This is a genomic window from Reyranella sp. (assembly GCF_044224635.1).
In the GTDB taxonomy this organism is placed as follows: Bacteria; Pseudomonadota; Alphaproteobacteria; order Reyranellales; family Reyranellaceae; genus Reyranella.
The window spans coordinates 33,970-53,329 of record NZ_JBGAKA010000007.1; the positions used below are offsets into that span (position 1 = coordinate 33,970).

Here is a 19,360-nt window from a genome sequence, read left to right on the forward strand (position 1 = left end):
AGGCCATGGACGGATCAAGCATCTCGATTGCGCGCTCGAGCCTGCCGCAGGCGGCGGCGGACCGGCTGCGCACGCTGATCATCGAAGGCGTGCTGGCGCCGGGAGCGCGGTTGAACGAGCGCGAGCTCAGCGAGCAGCTTGGCGTGTCGCGGACGCCGCTGCGCGAGGCTTTCCGCATGCTGGCGGCGGACGGGCTGCTGGTCCAATTGCCCAACCGGGGCGTCCAGGTGGCGGCGCTGTCGCGCGAGGATGTCCGCCATGCTTTCGAGGTCATGGCCGGGCTGGAGGGCATGGCCGGCGAGCTGGCGGTCCGCAACGCCACCGAAAGCGACCTTGCCGCCCTTCGCGCCCTGCAATCGGACATGGAGGCGGCGCACGCGCGGGCCGATCTGCCGGCCTACTACCGGGCCAACCGCGCCATCCACGACCTGATCAGCGCGATTGCTGCAAACCCGGTGCTCACGCAGATGCAGCATACGCTCAACGTCCGCCTGCACGCGCTGCGCTTCCGCTCCAACCTCAATCGCGACAAGTGGGATCGCGCTGTTGCGGAACATCGTTCCATGCTCGCGGCCCTTGCGGCGCGCGATGGCGCCGCGCTACGTGACCTGCTCGTCCGGCACCTCCAGGCGAAGCTTCAGGTCGTCCTGGAGACAATGAACAGGTCGGACGAGGAGGAGTGAGCTTTCATGTCGTCTAAGGTCATCGTTTCGCGTCGCAGGGCGCTGGGGCTCGGTGTTGCCGCTTCGCTGGCGGCGCCCATGGTGGCGCGCGCCCAGCAAGGCTGGCCGCCGGCCACCATCACCTGGATCAATCCGTTTCCCGCCGGCGGCGGCACCGACGTCTTTGCCCGCCCGCTGGCGGCGCAGGTCGGCGAGCAGCTCGGTTGCCAGATCATCATCGACAACAAGGGCGGCGCCGGCGGCACGGTCGGGGCCTCGCAGGCCGCCAAGATGAAACCCGACGGCTCGGCGTTCCTGGTCGGCGCGGTGCATCACACGATCGCGCCCAGCATCTACAAGACGCTCGACTACGATCTCGAGAAGAACTTCGAGCCGATCACCATGATCGCGCTGGTGCCGCAGGTGATCTCGATCAACCCGTCGCGCGTGCCGGTCAAGACGGCGGCCGAGTTCCTGGCCTATGTGCGCGCCAATCCCGGCAAGGTGAACTATGCCTCGCCTGGCGCCGGCACGGCGCATCATCTCGCCGGCGAGCTGTTCAAGCTCGAGACCAAGACCGACATCACCCACGTACCCTATCGCGGCGCCGGCCCGGCGATGCAGGATCTGCTGGCCGGCAACGCCGATATGATGTTCGACGGCATGGGCACGTCGGCGTCGCAGATCCGCACCGGCAAGCTGCTCGGCCTCGCCGTGGCGACGCCCGGCCGCCTGTCCGAATTTCCCGACATGCCGACCTCGGCCGAGATCGGCGTGCCGAACTGGATCGTGTCGACATGGTACGGCCTGTGGGCGATCAAGGGTACGCCGCAGCCGATCGTGGATCGCATGTACGCCGAGGTCGTCAAGGCGATGGCGACGCCAAAGCTGCAGACGATCTGGAAGGATCAGACGGCCCAGATGGGCGGAGAGACGCCGGCGGAGTTCGCCAAGCGCATCCGCAGCGAGATCGAAAAATGGCAGAAGGTCGTGACCGCGGCCGGAGTGAAGCTGGACTGACAACGCTCGAACAAACCCTGCGCCGCACGATCAAGGGCGAGGTCCTTTTCGACAAGGCCTCGCGCGGGCGCTATTCGACCGACGCCTCGATCTACCAGGTCGAGCCGGTGGGAGTCGTGTTGCCGCGCGACGAGTCCGACCTCAGCCTCGTCGTCGACATCGCGCGCGATGCCGGTGCGGCCATTCTGCCGCGCGGCGCCGGTACCTCGCAGTGCGGCCAGACGGTCGGCAATGCGCTGGTGGTCGACGTGTCGAAGTACCTGCGCGAGGTCGTCGGCTTCGACAAGAATCGCGCCGAAGTGACGGTGCAGCCGGGCGTCGTGCTCGACCAGCTCAATGCCTGGCTCAGGCCGCACGGTCTATGGTATCCGGTCGACGTCTCGACCTCGGCGCAATGCACCCTGGGCGGCATGGCCGGCAACAATTCATGCGGCAGCCGGTCGATCCGCTACGGCAACATGGTGCACAACGTCGCCTCGATCGACGCCATCCTGGCGACCGGCGAGCGCGCCCGCTTCGGCTCCGCCCGCCCCGAGGACATGCCGGCGGCGGTCCGCACCATCGCCGACAGGGTGGCGGCGCTGGCCTTCGCCGAGCGCGCCGAGATCGAGCGCCAGTATCCCAAGGTGCTGCGCCGGGTGGGCGGCTACAACCTCGACATCTTCTTCCCGCAGTCGGAACGGCCCTACACGCTCGACAATTCGGTGAACCTCTCGCACCTGCTGGTCGGCAGCGAGGGCACGCTGGCGGTGACCGAGCGCCTGACCCTGAAGCTCGCGCCGCTGCCCAGGCACAAGACCCTGGGTGTGGTGAACTTCCCGAGCTTCTATAAGGCGATGGACAGCGCCCAGCACATCGTCAAGCTCAAGCCTGCCGCGGTCGAGCTGGTCGATCGCACCATGATCGAGCTGGCGCGCGCCAATCCCGCCTTCCGGCCGGTCATCGAGCGCGCCCTGATCGGCCGGCCGGAAGCGATCCTGCTGGTCGAGTTCGCCGGCGAGGAGCGCGAGCAGCAGCTGCGCGACCTCGCGCGCCTGGTCGAGCTGATGGGCGATCTCGGCCTGCCGGGCAGCGTGGTCGAGATGGCGGAGCCGCGCCCGCAGGCCGAGCTGTGGGAGGTCCGCAAGGCCGGCCTCAACATCATGATGTCGATGAAGGGCGACGGAAAGCCGGTCTCGTTCATCGAGGATTGTGCCGTTCCGCTTGAGCACCTGGCCGACTACACGCAGCGTCTGACCGAGGTGTTCGCCAGGCACGGCACGCGCGGCACGTGGTACGCCCACGCTTCCGTGGGCACCTTGCACGTGCGGCCGATCCTCGACATGCGCGAGGAGGGCGCCATCAAGATGCGCGCCATCGCCGAGGAGGCCTCGGCCCTGGTGCGCGAATACAAGGGCGCCTTCTCGGGCGAGCACGGTGACGGCCTGGTGCGATCGGAGTGGGTGGCGTGGCAGTTCGGGCCGCGCCTCACCAAGGCCTTCGAGACGGTGAAGGATCTGTTCGATCCGCAAGGCATCCTCAATCCCGGCAAGATCGTGCGGCCGACGCGCATGGACGACCGCTCGTTGTTCCGCTTCAAGCCGAACTACACCAACATCACCTACCAGCCGGCGCTCGACTGGTCGGCTTGGAACGTCCAGAACGATCCCGTCACCGAGGAGCTCAGCGAACCGGGCAGCGGCGGCGATCCCACCGGCGGCTTCGCCAAGGCCGCCGAGATGTGCAACAACAACGGTCATTGCCGGAAATTCGACGCCGGCACGATGTGCCCGTCCTTCCGCGTCACGCGCGACGAGATCCATCTGACGCGCGGTCGCGCCAATACGCTGCGGCTGGCACTTTCGGGCCAGCTTGGCCCTGAGGCGCTGCGCTCGGGGGCCGTTGCGAGGGCGATGGATCTCTGCGTCAGTTGCAAGGGCTGCAAGCGCGATTGCCCGACCGGCGTCGACATGGCGCGCATGAAGATCGAGGTGCGATCGGCGCGTCGCATGAGCAAGGGGCTCCGCCTGCGCGACCGGATGATCGGCGCCCTTCCGGAGATCGCGCCGTGGGCGCGGCGACTGCCGTGGCTGTTCAATCTCGCCGGCCTCGGGCGATCCTGGATCGGCTTCGCCAGGCAGCGCAGGCTGCCGAAATGGCGCGGCGACACCTTTCTGGCCACGACCGGCGTCGACCAGCGCGACGCCACGGTGGTGATCTTCGCCGACACCTTCTCCAACAATTTCGAGCCGCACATCCTGCATGCCGCGCGCCGTGTGCTGACTGCGGCTGGACATCGCGTCGCCGTCGCCTGGCCGACCCTCGGGGCGCCGGCACTGTGCTGTGGCCGCACCTATCTCGCGACCGGCCAGGTCGAGAAGGCGAAGGCCGAGGCGCGGCGCCTGCTCAATGCCCTGAACCCGTTTGTCGCCCGCGGCGTGCCGATCATCGGCCTCGAGCCGTCGTGCCTGTTCACCCTGCGCGACGAGTTCCTGGCATTCGGTCTCGGCGACGAGGCGAGGGCAGTTGCCGACAATGCCTTCCTGTTCGAGGAGTTTTTGGTGCGCGAGAAGAAGGCGGGCCGCCTGGCGCTCGAGCTCAAGGCATTGCCTTTCAAGACCTCCCTGCTGCATGGGCATTGTCACCAGAAGGCGTTCGGCGCCATGGGCGCCGTGCAGGAGGCGCTTGCCCTGGTGCCCGAATTGGCAGTCAGCGTCGTCGAGTCGAGCTGCTGCGGGATGGCCGGCAGCTTCGGCTACGAGGCCGAGCATTTCGAGACGTCGGTCGCCATGGCCGAGCTGTCGCTGCTGCCGGCGGTCCGCAAGGCCGGCGACGACGCCCTGATCGTGGCCGACGGCACATCGTGCCGCCATCAGATCGCCGACGGCAGCAACCGACAGGCGGTACATGTCGCCGAGGTCCTGGCCGAGGCGCTAAAGTAACTTCTGGTTGTAGTCTGAGCACAATGCGCCGAAATGATGCTCGGGATGACGGCATTTTTTGCAATGTGCGAATGCCCTACTCGATCACGCTTCGTTGCGCTCGGGATGACGCTCGGCAAATTGAGGCGCCAACATTGCTGCCCAAAGACTGGCAATTGCAGCCGCGCCGCCCGTGTGGCACCGTCCCCGCGCATGCAACAGAGACCGAGAAACCCTTACTCCAGCGCTGAAATCGATCGCGCCAGCCACGAGCGCGAGGATGAAGAGCGCATGATCGAACTCGCTTCGTCCGGTGCGGCGCGCTTCGTGCCGATCGACACCGAACGCAACCTGGTGAAAAGCGGCGGCAATCCCGAGGCGGTGTTCCTTCAGGGCATGATGGGCCGCGCTATCGCCAATGCCGCCGACACCCACATCTTCCTGGGCTATGTCGATGGCACGCCCTATTTCGCTGTCGATGTCACCGGCAAGGAGGTGCCGCTGCAGGAGCTCGGCGAGTTCGTCGACCTGCGCCAGGTCGGTGCGCTCCTGTTCGCGCGCGAAGGCTCGATCCTTGCCTATGCCCGCGGCATGACCTACTGGCACCGCCGCCATCGCTACTGCGGCGTGTGCGGTGCCACCACCAAGGTCGCGCGCGGCGGCCATGTCCGGCTGTGCACCAACGACAATTGCAAGACCGAGCATTTCCCGCGCACCGACCCGGCGGTCATCATGCTGGTCCATCACGGCGACAAGTGCCTGCTGGGACGCGGCAAGCAGTTTCCTCGCGGCATGCATTCGACCCTGGCGGGCTTCGTCGAGCCTGGCGAGAGTTTCGAGGATGCGGTGGCGCGCGAGGTCTACGAGGAGGTGAGGGTACGGGTGAAGAACGTCACCTATCGCTCCTCGCAGCCCTGGCCATTCCCCGCCTCGGTGATGATCGGCTTCCATGCCGAGGCCGAGTCGCTCGACTTCACCGTCAACGAGGACGAGCTGGCAAGCGCGATGTGGCTCAGCCGCGAGGAGCTGCGGCCCGAGAACCTGCCGAAGGACGGCTCCTTCTTCATGCCACGCCGCGATTCGATCGCTCGCCGCCTGATCGAGGAATGGCTGGGCCACGAGGCCGGCCCGTCGATCAGCGGGTGAATGCCGACTGCAATGTCGCGAAAGCTCTTGGCGGGGGCGAGCCCCTCCAGTGGCGCGATCTTTGTCGATCAAGCAGAAGACGCGCCACTTCAGGCGGAGTTTGCTCCGCCGGCAGTGGAGCGCCCGCGACGAGCTGATCGAATCGCCAACCAGTCCCTTCAGGAGTTCCATGACCGTCCATCTGTTCACGCCTGTCGAGATCGGCGGAATCACTTTGCCCAATCGCATCGTCGTGTCGCCCATGTGTCAGTACGCGGCGGTCGATGGCAGCGCCCAGCCTTGGCACCACGTGAACTACGGGATGATGGCGATGTCGGGCGCCGGACTGTTGTGCCTCGAGGCGACCCATGTCGAGCGCGAGGGTCGCATCACCCAAGGCTGTCTCGGCCTCTACAGTGACGACAATGAAGCGGCCTTGAAGCCGGTCGTCGACTGGGTGCGGGCCTGGATGCCGGATGTAAAGCTTGCAGTCCAGCTTGCCCATGCCGGCCGCAAGGCGTCGGCGCAGCGCCCCTGGAAGGGCGGCGGACCGCTCACCCGCTCCGACGCGCCGGACCTGCCCTGGACGACGTTTTCTGCGTCGGCCGTGCCGTACGACGCGAAATGGCATACGCCGGTCGCGCTCGACGCGGTCGGCTTGAAGCGCGTCAAGCAGGCCTTCGTCTCGGCCGTCGAGCGCAGTGTCCGGCTGGGCTTCGACGTGATCGAGCTGCACGGTGCGCACGGCTACTGCCTGCACCAGTTCCTGTCGCCGCTCACCAACCACCGGACCGACGAGTACGGTGGCTCGATGGAGAAACGTCGGCGCTTCCCGCTCGAAGTGTTCGACGCCTGTCGCAGGATCTGGCCGCGCGAGAAGGCGCTCGGCATCCGCCTGTCGGCGACCGACTGGGTCGACGGCGGCATGACGATCGACGATACGGTTGAAACCGCGCGCCAGCTGAAGGCGCTGGGCTGCGATTTCGTCGACGTCAGCTCGGGCGGCAACTCGCCGGCCCAGAAGATCCCGGTGGCGCCCGGCTACCATGTTCCGTTCGCGGCGCGCATCCGCAAGGAGGTCGGAATCAAGACCTGGGCGGTCGGGATCATCACCGAGCCCGAGCAGGCCGAACGCATCATCGCATCGGGCGAGGCCGATTGCACTGCCCATGCCCGCGCTTTCCTGCTCGATCCGCGCTGGGCATGGAACGCTGCCCGGGCCCTCGGTGCGGAGACGCCGCCCTTGCCACTGCCTGCCGTACGGGCGACAACGATCCTGCCGTTCAAGCCCCAACCCATCCTGGCAAAAGCCGCCGATTAGGAACGTCGCATGCCGAGCGTGCTGTTGGTCGAGGACGAATTCCTGATCCGCGCCGTGGTCGTCGACGCGCTGGACGGGTTGAACATCGCGTGCATCGAGGCGCCGTCCGGTCAGAAGGCGATCGACATCATCAATGGCAACGAGCCGCTGTCGGTCGTGATCGTCGACATCGGCTTGCCCGACATGTCGGGTGAGCGCGTTATCGAGGCGGCGCTAGAGCGGCGGCCGGCGGTGTCGATCATCCGCTGCTCGGGTGCCGAGCCGGGCGGACCGGTGGCAAATCCACGCGTCCACATCGTCGCCAAGCCTTTCAGCGCGGTCGAGCTGGCCAAGCGCGTGGCGGCGCTGGTCAAGGGTAGCTGACGGCGGCCATGCGGCGCCTGCTTCGCGCGCGTACCTGGCAATTGCGCGGCTCGGCGGCAGAGACCGTGATGGTCCTGGCGGTGGCCACCCTGGTGGTGCCCCTGCTGATTTTCGCGGGGGCAAGCTGGCTCGCCTACGACGACGCCCACAAACAGGCCGACGAGCGCATCGCCCGCACGCTCGACCTGCTGTACGTCAACGTGCGCACCTCGTTCGAGACGGACTACCTGGTCGCCGCGAACGTCGCGGAGCTGCTGGAGGATCAGAGCACCGAGGCCATTCGGGCCAACGAACGGCAGATCCACGACCGCCTGAAGCGCCTGGTCGAGAGCTTGCCCCAGATCGAGGATGTCTGGGTCCTCGATCGCGAGGGCCGGCCGCTCGTCGTCGCCAAGCTCTATCCGGCGCCGGCGGACCGCAGCTTTGCCGCGCGCAACTACTTCATCGCGCATCGCGACAACCGCGTTCAGCGTCACGTCAGCGAAGCGCTCCAGGGACCGGTGAAGAACGTCCCGTTCTTCCAGTACAGCGAGCGGCGCCTGGCTCCCGATGGCGCCTTCGACGGGGTGATCGCGGTCTCGGTGTCGCCGAATTATTTCCATGACCAGTTCGCCCAGGCCTCGGACTCGCCGAACTTCACGGCGGCGATCGTGCGAGCGGACGGCGAGATTCTGGTGCGCTATCCCGCCGGTACGGGGCCGAGCCGGCTGGGTCCGGATACCGGCTTCATGAAGGCGGTCGCTGACCAGCCAGACGTCGGCCGCTACGCCACCGATCGTTCGGGATTCGATGGCCAGAGCCGCGTGTTCATGTACCGCCGTCTGCCCGATCTGGCGGTCTATGTCGTACACGGCTATGCGACGGCTGCCATCCGCGATGCCTGGATGAGCCGCATGGCCTCGCATCTCATCTTTGGACTGCCTGCGACCCTGGCGCTGTTCGGGCTGGCAGTCATCGCGTCCCGTCGGGCGATGCAACAGACTGACACGCTGGCGCGGCTGAGCGAGGAGCAGGCGCGGCGCGAGGTGGCCGAGCACAGCCTGCGCCAGTCGCAGAAGCTCAACTCCATCGGCCAGCTCACCGCCGGCATCGCCCACGACTTCAACAACCTTCTGACCGGCATCGGCGGGTCGCTCGAGATGATGGGCCGCCGCGTCACCTCTCCGTCGGACGATTTCCTGCGCTTCCTCGATCTCGCCAAGACGGGCGTTTCGAGGGCGGCGAATCTGACCCAGAGATTGCTGGCCTTCTCGCGCCAGCAGCCGCTGCAGGTCGAAGCGGTGGACGCCAACAAGCTTGTCTCGGGAATGTCGGAGCTGCTGCGGCGAACCCTGGGCGAGCAGATCAAGATCGAGACGGTGCTGGCTGGAGGCTTGTGGCGTTGCCAATCCGACATCGTGCAGCTCGAAAGCGCGATTCTCAATCTCGCCATCAATGGCCGCGACGCAATGCCCGAGGGCGGAACGCTCACCATCGAGACGGCGAATGCGCATCTCGATGACGCGTACGCGGCTGCGAATGTCGAGGTCAAGGCCGGCCAGTACGTTCTGATCGCGGTGTCGGACACGGGTGAGGGCATGGACCAGGAACTCATGGCCAAGGCGTTCGACCCGTTTTTCACGACCAAGCAACGAGGACAAGGCACCGGGCTTGGGCTCAGCATGACGTTCGGCTACGTCAAGCAAGTCGGCGGCCATCTCAAGCTGTATAGCGAGGTGGGCCACGGCACGGTCGTCAAGATCTACCTTCCACGCTCTGGAGCGGCACCGGTGGACGCCAAGGAAAGGCCTGCCCCAGCGGTACGTTCGCTGGGTGATGGACCGGTCGTCCTTGTCGTCGAGGACGATCCGGTGGTCCGGGAGTTCGCTGGCTCGGCATGCCGGGAGATCGGCTGTACCGTCCACCTGGCAGGGGATGGAAGGGAAGCCCTTGCAGTCCTGCGGGCGCACGATGACATCGCGCTGCTGTTCACTGATGTCGGGCTTCCAGGCGACATGAATGGCCGTCAGCTTGCGGCCGCAGCGTGCGAGCTGAGACCGACCCTGAAGGTGCTGTACACCACGGGATACACGGCCAATGCGATCGTCCACCACGGCGTGCTTGATGCCGGCGTGAACTTCATCGGCAAGCCGTTCTCGATCGACGCCCTGGCTGCGAAGGTGAAGAGCCTGGGCCTGTGACCTTTGACGTCCGCCCGGTTTCCCTGGGAGGCGTCTGCTTCGCCGGGTGAGGGACTCATTGCTGGGCACGCCACTCCCGTGGGGCTCATGGGCTGCGTGATCGCCGAGAAGAGCGTGGCCGGAGTGGCGCGCTCCCGGCGAATGACAAGGACGAGACGGCGGCGTCGATGAGTGAATGAGCCCTCGAATCAGGGTATCTTGCAGAGCGATGAGTGATACCGCGCCCCCGACCGCACCACAGCGGCGCGAGCCTCAAGGAGATGCCGTTCAGCCGCTTGCCACGGTGACCCGCCTTGCGGGCGCGCAGGCCAAGGCCGAGGCAGCGCCGAAGCCTGCGGAGGTACCGGCACTGCCCGAGCCGCCGGCCCGGGCGGCCGAACCTGTCGCCACGCCGCCACCATCGTCGCCAGCCGCTCAGCCAGCGCCGACGGCGGAAGCGTCCAAGCCCACGCGAAGGGCCAGCCGGCTGCGCCGGCTGGTCACCGTCGGCGGTACATTGGTAGTGCTGCTCGTCCTGTGGGAGGTCCTGACCTACTTCGTGGCCTATACCGACGATGCCTATGTCCGGTCGGACCTCGTCGCGGTTGCGCCGGAAATCACCGGACGCATCATTGCCGTCCACATTGTCGACAACCAGGAGGTCAAGGTCGGCGACAAGCTGGTGACCATCGATCCGACGCCGTTCCAGCTCGAGGTCAATCAGCGCCAGGCGCAAATCGACGAGAACGCCGCCTTGGTCAAGGTGGCGCAGGAGGAACTTGCGTCGTCAACAGCGGCGCTCGAGGCGGCTACCTCGGCGCACACCTACGCGGTCCAGGAGCAGGCCCGCTACGCCGTGCTGGCGGCGGAGAACAACGCGCCGCGCGCCGAGCTCGATCGCGCCAACGACGCCTTGCGACGTTCGGCTGCCGAGATGACGATCTCCCAGGTCGGCATCACCAAGGCGAACACCAGCATCAATGCCCATCAGGCAGCGCTCGCCCTGGCCAAGGCGGAGATGGCGACGGCGCAATGGAAGCTCAGCCGCACCATCGTCGTGGCGCCGGTCAACGGCTCGATCACCAACCTCACGACCCGCCCGGGCGATACGGCGACGATCAACATCCCGATGATCGGCATCGTCGATTCCGATGCCTGGCGCATCATGGCCAACTACAAGCAGTACTACGTGCGCCAGCTCGCCATCGGGTCGACCGCCTGGGTGTGGCTCGACAGCGCGCCGTGGCAGCTTCATCGTGCCAAGGTCGCCGGCATTGCCCGCGGCTTCAGTCGCGATCCGAACGCTCCGATGCTGCTGCCCTACGTCGCGCCGACCACGGACTGGATCCGCCTGCAACGGCGCATTCCCGTCACCATCGTGCTCGAGGGACCGCCGCCCCAGGGCAAGCTCTACATGGGAGCCGACGCGCGCACCGTGATCTTCCCATGATCCGCGACTTCACCCGCACGGTCGCGGAGGATTTTGCCGAAGGCGGTCGCATGATTTCCAGGGCTCTCCAGAATCTGCGGTTGGAGCTCGCTGACCTCGGACAGGATCCGGCCCTGAACCGGCAGGGTGTCGTGGTCGCCAGTGCCGTCGTGCTGGCAACCGTCGTCGCCCTCTACCTGGAAATGGAATCGCCGTGGTGGGCGGCAATCAGCGCCTTCATGTCGATGATGTCGACCGGCGCCGGGTCGGTGCGGCGCGGCCTTTTGCGCCTCGTCGGCACGATCGCTGGTGCGCTCGTCGGCTACATCCTGGGGCGCTGGCTGCCGTATGACCATGTCGCGCTATGCCTGTTCCTGGGCGGCATGACCATGCTGGGCGTGATGGCAATGCAGGTGAGCCCGCACGGGCTTGCCTGGCTGTTCCTCGCCATCACCTCGATCATGGTGCTGCTGAGCGGCCTCAACAATCCGCTGCTCATCGTCGAGACGGCATATTACCGGGTATTCGACGTGGCGATCGGTGTTGCGGCCGCGATCCTGATGGCCAATCTCTTCCAGGACTGGCACGCCGACCGTCCGCCGGCCATGCCGGGATGGCGCCATCTGCTGGGTGCCCAGTGGCCGGCCTTGCTGCACGGCGCGCGCGCGGGGATTTCGGTCGTTATCGTCCTGATCGTCTGGATCCTCCTCGATCTGCCCCAGGTCGCCGAGATGACGATCTCGATCGCCGTCGTCATGTCGGCACCGGTCATCACCTATGGCGGCCTGGGCACCCGCCACGCCGTCGCCGAGCGTTCGCTGCATCGCTTCATCGGCTGCCTGATCGGCGGCGTGCTCGCGCTGGCCGTTCTCGGTCTCGACCTGACGTCGTTCATGTGGTGGCTCGTGCTTGTTGCTGCAGGGGTCTGGGTGGGCGCTTATCTGCAGGGCGGCAGGCATGGCGTCGGCTATCTCGGCACCCAGTCGGCCTTCGTGTACGTCATCACCCTGATCCAGGGGCCAACGCCGCCGACCAGTATCATGCCCGGCATCGATCGATTTGCCGGCATCGCCGGCGGGCTCGGCATCCTGCTGCTGGTATCGCTGCTGCTGTGGCCGAGCGACGACGAGGATCGCGAGGCAATCTCCGGACCTTCGTGACTGAAAGCCCTGCACTACGCGCTGGGCTGCCGCCGCAACGGGCGCTTGTCCGCTGACGCGGGGCCGCTAGGTTCCGCGCCATGAGTGTCAAAGCCCCGCCGGCGTCCAATCCGCCGACGGACCGGATTCTGCGCGCCATCCTGGCCATCCTGCTGTCAGTCGCCTGCTTCTCGGTCCTCAATGCCATCTCCAAGACGCTGACCGAGCATTACCCCGTCGTGCAGGTGATCTGGGCGCGCTACGTGTTCGCCTTCATGTTCATGATGGCGCTGTTCCTGCCGCGCAGCGGCCGGGCGCTTTTCCGCTGGCATAATGTCGGCAGCCAGGTCGTGCGCGGCCTGTTGCTGTTCTTCTCCTCGTACCTCTATTTTCACGGCATCGTGTACCTCCCGCTGGCAACGGCGGCGGCGATCTCGCTCACCAGCCCGCTGGTCGTGACCGCCCTGTCGGCGCGCTTTCTCGGCGAGCCGGTCGGGTTGGCGCGCTGGATCGCCGTATTTGTCGGGTTCGCCGGAGCCCTGATTGTCGTCCGGCCGGGCCACGCCCATTTCGAATGGCATTCACTGCTGGTCGTTGGCAGCACGCTGTGCAGCGCCTTCTACCAGCTCTATTCGCGCCGCTACGGCCAGACCGAGCGCCCGGATGCCTCGGCAACCATGGCGACCATCGTCGGGACGGTCGTGGCGACACCGATGCTGCCATTCGAATGGGCAACGCCGACGTTCGGCTGGGATTGGGTGCTGTTCGTTGCCATCGGTGTCCTGGCCGGCGTTGGCCACTACTTCGTCACCATCGCCTACAGCCAGGCGCCGGCGGCGACCATCGCCCCGTTCAACTACGGGCAGCTCATCGGGGCAGCGATCCTGGGTTATCTGATATTCGACAGCATCCCAGATTTCTGGACCTGGGTCGGCGCGGCGGTGATCGTCTGCTCCGGCCTCTATCTCGGCCACGCCGAACGCCAGCGGTGGCGGCGGCTCGCGATCAAGAAATGATCATCTGATCAAGATTTGGGCGACCGCGGTGCAGCATGACTGGGCAGCCGCGCCGCGATCACGCTTGGCGCCAGATGCACGATCTTCCTTGGCGCCTCGATCAAAGAAGATCGCCCTCCCGCTGGCACAGTGCTTGCAACCCTGCCACCAGCGCAGGCCGCATCAGCGGTTCTCTTCGGTTGGCGTGCCGACAATTTCGATGGCGGCGATTGTTTGCGATCGCCGGCAGGGAGTCGTCAGGGCAGAGCACCGCCACACCGCAATCCAACTCTCCACACTCTCCGCCGATCGAGGAGGACAGGTCATGTGTGATCGCATTGGCTGTACGCATTTTCCGAAGCTTTCCGAGATGGATTTCACCGGCGCCGCGGCACCGTCGCGCCGCCGGTTCCTGAAGGGGGTGGCCGCCGCAACCACCATCAGCATGGGCCTGGGCGGTGCGCTGGCTGGTCCCGCGCACGCTGCGGGCGGCGTGAAGTCGACGCATGGGACGGGCTTCTGCAACCTCAACATCTTCCTCGCCCATTCGCGCCAATACGCGAAAAAGGACGGCACCGAGCTGGTGTTCATCAACACGCCGACCTTCGCCGAGCAGGTGACCTTCCTCGGCATGGGGCAGGTCGATATCGGCCTGATGCCCTACACCTCGTTCATGGCGCTCTACGACGCCGGTGCGCCGGTCAAGATCGTTGCCGGCGGCGGCATCGAGGGCTGCGCGATCGTCGCCCGTCCGGGGCTCGACTCGCCGGAGAAGCTCAAGGGCAAGACGCTGGGCACGTTCCAGCTCGATACGCTCGAGGTCATGCCCTACGACTACCTCAAGAAGAACGGCATCTCGTTCAAGGACGTGAAAGTCCGCTACATGGGCAACACGCCCGAGGCGGTCGAAGCCTTCAAGGCCGGCGCGCTCGACTGGATTTGCACCATCGAGCCGTACGCATCGGCCCTGGTGAATGACGTCAAGGGCGCGGTCATGCTGACCAACGGTGTTGACCTCTATGGCAAGGGCTATACCGATTGCGTGCTGGCGGCGCGCGCCAGCCTGATGAAGGACAATCCCGAGGGCCTGAAGGCGGTCATCAAGGGCATGATGCAGGCCCAGCTCGACGCCGAGACCCAGACCGAAACGGTCCTCAAGGAGCTGGTCGGCAAGTACTACAAGACCTCGCTCGAGAACGCCAAGATCGCCCAGGGCAAGCAGCCCGCCGTGGTCGATGCACGAAGCCAGACCGACTTCATCCTGCAGCGCACCGACAGCGTCATGGAGATGGGATACATCAAGAAGAAGCCCGGTCGGGACGCGATCGACTGGACGCTGCTCGAGGCGGTGATCAAGGAGAATCCCGACCTCTACGGCAAGCTCAAGTTCAAGTCTGCCTGATGGCTGTCGTCACTCGCGACGGCGATCCGGGCGCCGCCGCCGGACCATCCCGCCCGGCGGCGGCAACCCGCACGCTGGCATCGATGATCAGCCTCGACTGGCTGACCAAGGTGTGGTGGACGTGCCTGTCGATCGGCCTGTTTGCCGGCATCTGGGAATTGTGCTGGGCGTTCGGCTGGGCCGATCCCAAGCTGCTGCCGCCGCCGCATATCTTCCTGGGCAACCTCGCCGAGCAGGGCAAGTTCTTCAACACCGCGACGCGCTGGCAGGTCGGCCAGGCGATGAACGAGGGCCCCACGGCGTTCGAATCGGTGATGATCACGGTCGGCGCCACGACGGCGCGCGTCTTCGTCGGACTGGTGATTGCCTCGTTCCTGGCGATCGGCATCGGCGTCATGATCCGCTACTGGAATTTCTTCGACAGGCTGGTGCTGCCGACCATTACCCTGCTGTCGCCGGTGTCGCCGATCGCCTGGCTGCCGGTGGCGATCTTCCTGTTCGGCATCGGCAATGCACCGGCGATCTTCATGGTCGTGGTGGCGCTGTTCTTCCACATGGTGCTGGCGACCATCAACCAGATCGACGGCGTCAGCCCCAACCTGATCAACGTCGCCCGCACCATGGGCGCCAGCAAAGCGCAGATCTACGGCCGGGTCATCGTTCCGGCGATCCTGCCCGGCATGCTGGCCGTGCTGCGTCTCAACCTGTTCGGCGCCTGGATGGTCGTGCTGGTCGCCGAATCGACCGGCGTCGGCTACGGCATGGGCCAGGTGATCATGCTGGCGCGCAACACCTTCAATCCGTCGCTGGTGTTCTTCACCATCGCCGTGATCGGCATTCTGGGATTCACCTTCGACTGGCTGCTGCGGCTTGCCCAGCGACGGATCCTGTATTGGCTGCCCGACACCCAGGAGAAGCTGCGTGGCCTTTGACGCGCCCACTTTCTCGTCCAAGGACGCCGTGGTCTGCCGCGGTGTCGGCAAGACCTGGGCGGCCGGGACCAAGCGTGCACACGAGGCGCTGCGCGACATCGATCTCGACATCAAGCCCGGCGAGTTCGTCGTCTTCCTGGGGCCGTCAGGCTGCGGCAAGAGCACCTTGCTCTACCTCATCGCCGGACTGGAGGACGCCACCGACGGCGCCATCTGGTTCTTCGGCGACGAGGTCGAGAAGCCATCGCCCGAAAGGAGCCTGATCTTCCAGGAAACCTCGCTCTTTCCCTGGCTCACCGTGTGGCAGAACGTGAGCTTCGGTCTGGCCATCCGTGGCGCCTCGCAGGCCGAGCGCCGCGCCGTGGCCGCCGAGGCGTTGCAGAGGGTCGGCCTCAGTGCCGCGATGGACAAGCGGCCCGACGAGCTTTCCGGTGGCATGCGCCAGCGCGTCGCCGTGGCGCGTGCCCTGGCCATGCGGCCCAAGGTGCTCCTGATGGACGAGCCGTTCGCCGCCCTCGACGTGCAGACCCGCGCGCGCATGCAGGATTTCCTGCTCGACGTGTGGCGGGATTCAGGCGCCTCCGTCCTGTTCGTCACCCATCATATCGACGAGGCGGTGGCGCTGGCCGATCGCGTCGTCGTGTTCACGGCGCGGCCCGGCCGTATCAAGACCATCTACCCGATCGACCTGCCGCGCCCACGCAACCTGTTCTCGCGCGAGGCCGAGGCGATGCGCATTCAGCTCACCGAGCTGCTGCGCGACGAGGTCGATCGCGCTTTCGCCGAGCAGGAAGCGCTCGCCGCCCCGATCTGATACGTATTCATCCCGAGTTCCGGAAGGAGAAGCCTGCCATGGCCACCAGTCTCGTGCGCAGCCGCGCCGCCATCACCGGCGTGAAGGATCGTTTCGACTGGAACGAGATCAAGGACGGAGCGGTGCTGCAGGAGGACGGCGTCATCGTCGCCGTCGGCACCTACGACGACCTGCATCGAAAGCACCCGACCGTGCCGGTGATCGGTACCGGCAAGGAGATCCTGCTGCCGGGCTTCGTCAATGGCCATCACCATGTCGGCCTGACGCCGGTGCAGCTCGGCTCGCCCGACATGCCGCTGGAGCTGTGGTTCATCACCCGCATGGTGATCCGCAATCTCGACCTCTATCTCGACACGCTCTACTCGGCCTTCGAGATGATCGGCTCGGGCATCACCACGGTGCAGCACATTCACGGCTGGATGCCGGGCACGCTGGGCGAGGTCGAGAAGCGGGCCGGCGATGTCATCCGCGCCTACGAGGATGTCGGCATGCGCGTCAGCTACTGCTACGCCGTGCGCGACCAGAACCGGCTCGTCTACCAGGCCGACGAGGAGTTCGTCGCCGGCCTGCCGGCCGAGCTTCAAGGGCCGATGAAGCGCTGGTTCGAGCGCTTCAAGATGGGCCTCGGCGATGCGATGGACATGTTCAAGAGCTTCCATTCGCAGCATCACAACAAGCGCCGGGTCAAGATCCAGCTGGCGCCCGCCAACCTGCACTGGTGCTCCGACAGGGCGCTGACGGCACTCTCCGACGCCTCGGAGAAGTTCGATGCGCCGATGCACATGCACCTGGTCGAGACGGCCTACCAGAAGGAATATGCGTGGCGGCGCGGCAACTGCACGGCGCTGGAATACATCGACCGCTTCGGGCTGGTGACCAAGCGCCTGACCCTGGGCCACGGCGTGTGGCTCAGCGAGAAGGACATCGACCGCCTGGCCGAGGCCAAGGGCTGCGTCTGTCACAATTGCTCGTCGAACTTCCGCCTGCGCTCGGGCGTGGCGGCGCTGAACTTCTTCGAGAAGAAAGGCATCAACACCGCGATCGGTCTCGACGAAGCCGGCATCAACGACGACCGCGACATGCTGCAGGAGCTGAAGCTGGTGCTGCGCGCCCATCGCGTACCCGGCATGGTCGAGGCCGACGTGCCGACCATGGCGCAGGTCCTGCGCATGGCGACGGTCGGCGGGGCGCGCACGACTCCCTTCGGCGAGGCGATCGGCTCGTTGGAGGTCGGCAAGGCGGCCGACATGGTGCTGCTCGACTGGGACAGCATTGCCTATCCGTACCTTGACGAGCTGACCCCGACGCTCGACGCCGTGATCCAGCGTGCCAAGCAGCAGTCGGTCACCATGACGATGTGCGACGGCGAGGTGATCTACAAGGACGGCCTGTTCACCAAGGTCGACCGCACCGTTGCGCTGAAGGCGCTGCACGACGACCTCAACAAGGCGCTGGCCGACGACGAGGTCGAGCGGCGCAACCTGTCAAGGGCGCTGCTGCCCTACGCCCGCAAGTTCTACGCCGACTACATCGACACGTCGAAGCACCAGCCGTTCTACCGGCCGAGCTCGATGGTGTGAGGCCACCGGCGCCCCTTCGATCTCTTGTCATCCTGAGCGCAGCGAAGGATCTCATCGCCAGTAGTTCCAAAGTACGCCAGTGGCAGTCGGCGATGAGGTCCTTCACTTCGTTCAGGACGACAAGAGAGTTGGAGGGGCGCGCCCAATGAGCGCTACGCCGCCTTCACCAGCCGGGCTACGTAGAAGCCGTCGAGGCCGCCGCGGTCGGGCCACATCGAGGGCAGGGTGCGGACGTCCCCGGCGGGCGTGACGGCCTCGGCGAGGCCGGGGAGCTCGGCCGGCACGACCTTGCGTCGTGATAGGTGAGCGTCGCGGGCGAGCAGGGCCTCGACCCGCGCCGGGCCTTCGTCCTCCTGCAGGGAACATACGGCATAGACCAGAGTGCCGCCGGGCTTGAGCAGGCTCGTGGTGGCATGCATCAGCAGCCTGTCCTGCGTCAGCGTGAGGCGGGCGACGTCGTCCTCGTCCTTCAGCCAGGCGATGTCGGGGTGGCGCCGCAGCGTGCCGGTGCCGGAGCAGGGGGCGTCGAGCAGGATGGCGTCGAACGGCGCCTCGGGGACCCACTTGCTGGCGTCCGCTGTCACCAGCTCGGCCGACAGGCCGGCACGCTGCAGGTTCTCGCCCAGGCGCGCCATGCGACGGGCAGAGATGTCGACGGCGGTGACGCGGGCTCCGAGCGCGCAGAGCTGCAGGGTCTTGCCGCCCGGCGCAGCACACAGATCGGCCACGTTCTTGCCGGTGACCTCCCCCAGGAGACGGGCGGGCAGGGTGGCGGCCGCGTCCTGTACCCACCATGCGCCTTCGGCGAAGCCCGGCAGCTCGGTGACGGCGCCGCCGCCGCGCCGGCGGATCGTGCCGGTGGCGAGCAACTCGCCGTCAAGGCGTGCTGCCCAACCCTCAGCATCGGTGCGCGGCGTCAGGTCGAGCGGAGCCTCGATCAGGTGAGCGGCGGCGATCGCCCGCGCGACCGGCTCGCCGTAGCTTTCGGCCCAGCTCTGCCACAGCCAGTGCGGCGCATTGAGGCGCGCCGGATCGCGATCGCCGAGCAGGGCGAGGCCTTCGCCCGAGACCCGTCGAAGAACGGCGTTGGCCAGCCCCTTGAGATGTGGCCGGCCGGCGTCGACCACCAAGCGCACGGAGGTGTCGACGGCGGCGTGGGCGGGAGTGCCCAGGAATAGCAGCTGGGCTGCACCGAGCCGCAGCACGTGGCGGGCGACCGCATTGGCGCCCTCGGGCGGGCGCTCCACGAGGTGGCCGAGCACGGCGTCGATCTCGCCCAGGCGGCGCAGCGTCGTGGCCAGCAGCAGTCGGACGAAGGCGCGATCGCGCGGATCGAGGCTGGGAAAGCCGGGATGGCGGGCCAGCGCATCGTCCAGCGGCTGGCCCTTGTCGAGGCAGGCCACCAGCACATCGAGCGCGACGCGCCGGGAGACGAGCGTTGCATCCATTGGACGGCGCTATAGCCCCCTGCGTCGTGAATGTCATGGTCCCGCGGCGGCCCGGGCGGCTAGGGTGCCGG

15 protein-coding genes are annotated in these 19,360 nt (G+C 66.6%); 14 read left to right on the forward strand and 1 reads right to left on the reverse strand.

The window, feature by feature from the left end:
* The first annotated feature begins 5 nt into the window (after nt 1-5).
* From ACILR9_RS08735 to ACILR9_RS08800, 14 genes are all read left to right on the forward strand, one after another.
* Nucleotides 6-683 (forward strand): GntR family transcriptional regulator, encoded by a 678-nt coding sequence (locus ACILR9_RS08735; RefSeq protein ID WP_395709521.1) that lies wholly within the window; start codon nt 6-8, stop codon nt 681-683.
* A 6-nt stretch (nt 684-689) separates the two neighbouring features.
* Entirely contained in the window at nt 690-1,682 is a 993-nt protein-coding gene (locus tag ACILR9_RS08740; RefSeq protein ID WP_395709522.1) for a Bug family tripartite tricarboxylate transporter substrate binding protein, read from the forward strand.
* The gene (locus ACILR9_RS08745; RefSeq protein ID WP_395709523.1) at nt 1,640-4,603 is read left to right on the forward strand and encodes an FAD-binding and (Fe-S)-binding domain-containing protein; all 2,964 of its coding nucleotides are present in this window, start codon (nt 1,640-1,642) and stop codon (nt 4,601-4,603) included. Before ACILR9_RS08740 ends, ACILR9_RS08745 begins: the two co-directional genes overlap by 43 nt.
* Before the next feature lie 270 nt (nt 4,604-4,873).
* Entirely contained in the window at nt 4,874-5,728 is an 855-nt protein-coding gene (gene nudC, locus ACILR9_RS08750; protein WP_395709524.1) for an NAD(+) diphosphatase, read from the forward strand.
* Between the two features lie 169 nt (nt 5,729-5,897).
* A complete protein-coding gene (locus ACILR9_RS08755) occupies nt 5,898-7,028 on the forward strand; it encodes an NADH:flavin oxidoreductase/NADH oxidase (protein ID WP_395709525.1) in 1,131 nt (376 codons plus the stop codon).
* 9 nt (nt 7,029-7,037) lie between these two features.
* Nucleotides 7,038-7,391, forward strand: a complete 354-nt coding sequence (locus ACILR9_RS08760) for a response regulator (RefSeq protein ID WP_395709526.1) — start codon at nt 7,038-7,040, stop codon at nt 7,389-7,391.
* Nucleotides 7,392-7,399: 8 nt separating this feature from the next.
* Entirely contained in the window at nt 7,400-9,571 is a 2,172-nt protein-coding gene (locus tag ACILR9_RS08765) for an ATP-binding protein (protein ID WP_395709527.1), read from the forward strand.
* Nucleotides 9,572-9,854: 283 nt separating this feature from the next.
* Nucleotides 9,855-11,000: an HlyD family secretion protein gene (locus ACILR9_RS08770; protein ID WP_395709528.1), complete on the forward strand. Its 1,146-nt coding sequence runs from the start codon at nt 9,855-9,857 to the stop codon at nt 10,998-11,000.
* Nucleotides 10,997-12,139, forward strand: a complete 1,143-nt coding sequence (locus tag ACILR9_RS08775) for an FUSC family protein (RefSeq protein ID WP_395709529.1) — start codon at nt 10,997-10,999, stop codon at nt 12,137-12,139. Before ACILR9_RS08770 ends, ACILR9_RS08775 begins: the two co-directional genes overlap by 4 nt.
* A gap of 80 nt (nt 12,140-12,219) precedes the next feature.
* Nucleotides 12,220-13,134 (forward strand): DMT family transporter, encoded by a 915-nt coding sequence (locus tag ACILR9_RS08780; RefSeq protein ID WP_395709530.1) that lies wholly within the window; start codon nt 12,220-12,222, stop codon nt 13,132-13,134.
* A gap of 304 nt (nt 13,135-13,438) precedes the next feature.
* On the forward strand, nt 13,439-14,515 hold the full coding sequence (locus ACILR9_RS08785; protein WP_395709531.1) for an ABC transporter substrate-binding protein: 1,077 nt from the start codon (nt 13,439-13,441) through the stop codon (nt 14,513-14,515).
* Nucleotides 14,515-15,447: an ABC transporter permease gene (locus ACILR9_RS08790; protein ID WP_395709532.1), complete on the forward strand. Its 933-nt coding sequence runs from the start codon at nt 14,515-14,517 to the stop codon at nt 15,445-15,447. Before ACILR9_RS08785 ends, ACILR9_RS08790 begins: the two co-directional genes overlap by 1 nt.
* Nucleotides 15,437-16,261, forward strand: a complete 825-nt coding sequence (locus tag ACILR9_RS08795; RefSeq protein ID WP_395709533.1) for an ABC transporter ATP-binding protein — start codon at nt 15,437-15,439, stop codon at nt 16,259-16,261. The genes ACILR9_RS08790 and ACILR9_RS08795 overlap by 11 nt, the downstream gene beginning before the upstream one ends.
* Before the next feature lie 38 nt (nt 16,262-16,299).
* Nucleotides 16,300-17,841 carry an amidohydrolase family protein gene (locus ACILR9_RS08800; protein ID WP_395709534.1) on the forward strand — a complete coding sequence of 514 codons (1,542 nt, stop codon included), beginning with the start codon at nt 16,300-16,302 and terminating at the stop codon, nt 17,839-17,841.
* Between the two features lie 152 nt (nt 17,842-17,993).
* On the opposite strand, the gene ACILR9_RS08805 is transcribed toward ACILR9_RS08800, so the two are convergent.
* Nucleotides 17,994-19,289, reverse strand: coding sequence for an RsmB/NOP family class I SAM-dependent RNA methyltransferase (locus ACILR9_RS08805; protein ID WP_395709535.1), 1,296 nt, complete (start codon nt 19,287-19,289; stop codon nt 17,994-17,996).
* Between the last annotated feature and the right edge of the window lie 71 nt (nt 19,290-19,360).

Bases quoted from the DNA above. Each gene is read 5' to 3' on its own strand.
- ACILR9_RS08735 (WP_395709521.1), top strand. From the start codon at position 6: ATGGACGGATCAAGCATCTCGATTGCGCGCTCGAGCCTGCCGCAGGCG.
- ACILR9_RS08740 (WP_395709522.1), top strand. From the start codon at position 690: ATGTCGTCTAAGGTCATCGTTTCGCGTCGCAGGGCGCTGGGGCTCGGT.
- ACILR9_RS08745 (WP_395709523.1), top strand. From the start codon at position 1,640: ATGGCAGAAGGTCGTGACCGCGGCCGGAGTGAAGCTGGACTGACAACG.
- nudC (WP_395709524.1), top strand. From the start codon at position 4,874: ATGATCGAACTCGCTTCGTCCGGTGCGGCGCGCTTCGTGCCGATCGAC.
- ACILR9_RS08755 (WP_395709525.1), top strand. From the start codon at position 5,898: ATGACCGTCCATCTGTTCACGCCTGTCGAGATCGGCGGAATCACTTTG.
- ACILR9_RS08760 (WP_395709526.1), top strand. From the start codon at position 7,038: ATGCCGAGCGTGCTGTTGGTCGAGGACGAATTCCTGATCCGCGCCGTG.
- ACILR9_RS08765 (WP_395709527.1), top strand. From the start codon at position 7,400: ATGCGGCGCCTGCTTCGCGCGCGTACCTGGCAATTGCGCGGCTCGGCG.
- ACILR9_RS08775 (WP_395709529.1), top strand. From the start codon at position 10,997: ATGATCCGCGACTTCACCCGCACGGTCGCGGAGGATTTTGCCGAAGGC.
- ACILR9_RS08780 (WP_395709530.1), top strand. From the start codon at position 12,220: ATGAGTGTCAAAGCCCCGCCGGCGTCCAATCCGCCGACGGACCGGATT.
- ACILR9_RS08785 (WP_395709531.1), top strand. From the start codon at position 13,439: ATGTGTGATCGCATTGGCTGTACGCATTTTCCGAAGCTTTCCGAGATG.
- ACILR9_RS08790 (WP_395709532.1), top strand. From the start codon at position 14,515: ATGGCTGTCGTCACTCGCGACGGCGATCCGGGCGCCGCCGCCGGACCA.
- ACILR9_RS08800 (WP_395709534.1), top strand. From the start codon at position 16,300: ATGGCCACCAGTCTCGTGCGCAGCCGCGCCGCCATCACCGGCGTGAAG.
- ACILR9_RS08805 (WP_395709535.1), bottom strand. From the start codon at position 19,289: ATGGATGCAACGCTCGTCTCCCGGCGCGTCGCGCTCGATGTGCTGGTG.